Here is a 270-nt window from a genome sequence, read left to right as displayed (position 1 = left end):
GTAGCGGTTCAGACCATCAAGCGCGAAGGATGTTGTTTCCGTCCATGTATCCGGTCTCCCGCCGCGTCCTGGTCGCACAACCCGTCGAACAGTTTTTCTAATCTCCGGCGTATCTCCCCGTGTTCCCGCATGGTAGTTGCCCACCTTGCGGCGGGTATAGGCGGCAACGAGTTCGAAATTTTCCCAGCGTTTGGCAAAGGCAACACTGCCGGAGCCGGAGCTTGGCTCCAGCACCGCAGGACGGTCAAAACCTGTCTTGCTGCCAAATTT

General features: G+C 57.4%; 1 protein-coding gene. It reads right to left on the bottom strand.

The window, feature by feature from the left end; all coding sequences use genetic code 11:
* A partial coding sequence (locus HBA93_RS21250) for a hypothetical protein (RefSeq protein ID WP_221724587.1) occupies positions 1–270 on the bottom strand: 270 nt, incomplete at both ends.

This window comes from Ochrobactrum sp. SFR4 (assembly GCF_019730395.1).
GTDB lineage: Bacteria > Pseudomonadota > Alphaproteobacteria > Rhizobiales > Rhizobiaceae > Pseudochrobactrum.
The sequence above is the reverse complement of the archived record's forward strand: the minus strand, read 5'-3'. Positions and strand labels throughout refer to the sequence as shown.